2 protein-coding genes are annotated in these 706 nt (G+C 45.9%); one reads left to right on the top strand and one right to left on the bottom strand.

Annotation, left to right across the window (positions count from 1 at the left end):
- Window positions 1-223: LysR substrate-binding domain-containing protein (locus tag ACTHUR_RS14155; protein ID WP_440399187.1), on the top strand; the 223-nt coding region annotated here is incomplete at its 5' end.
- 63 nt (window positions 224-286) lie between these two features.
- Here ACTHUR_RS14155 and ACTHUR_RS14150 read toward each other — a convergent pair.
- On the bottom strand, window positions 287-499 hold the full coding sequence (locus ACTHUR_RS14150; protein WP_003684747.1) for a glycine zipper 2TM domain-containing protein: 213 nt from the start codon (window positions 497-499) through the stop codon (window positions 287-289).
- Window positions 500-706: the final 207 nt, after the last annotated feature.

The following is a 706-nucleotide window of genomic DNA, read 5'->3' as shown; positions in this document are numbered from 1 at the left end:
CCACATGGTTGCCAGCGGTTTGGCCATCAGCGTCATGCCGGCTACCGCATTGACCGAAAACGACCACATGCTTTTCAGCATTATCCCGTTTGAAGGTACTGCACCGCACCGCCGTGTCGTTTTGGCCTATCGCCGCAACTTTGTCCGTCCGAAAGCACTGACTGCTTTGCGCACTGCCATTTTGCAATCGCAACTGACCGGTGTAACGTTCGTCAACGAATAAACCGCAAAACAAAAGGCCGTCTGAATGTTCAGACGGCCTTTTTATTTTTAACCGAATAAAGGATTAGTAGCGGGTATGAACCTGACTGCCGATAACGCCACCCAAAGCCGCGCCACCCAAGGTAGAACCGGTATCGCCACCAATCAAGTTACCTGCCACGCCACCCAATACCGCACCAGCAGCAGTGTTGCGTTGGGTTTGGGTCATATTGGCACATGCACCCAAAGAAGCGGCCAGCATGATCAAGGTCACAGTTTTTGCAAAAGTTTTCTTCATGGTTTGATTCTCCATCAGGGGTTAAGCTGTATATGGAGCAGTATGGCACAACCTTTCATTAATATATTTTCTGATAAGTAAAGACAGATTAAACTAAGATAACGCCCTTGATGAACGGTTAACTTCAAAAACAAACGGAAATTCCAATAGAATATTTATAAAATTTAATATATTTGGCATAAAATTGCGCATACATCAACCGCATTC

This window comes from Neisseria sp. P0021.S007 (assembly GCF_051956855.1).
This window is presented reverse-complemented; position numbering and strand designations above follow the sequence as displayed.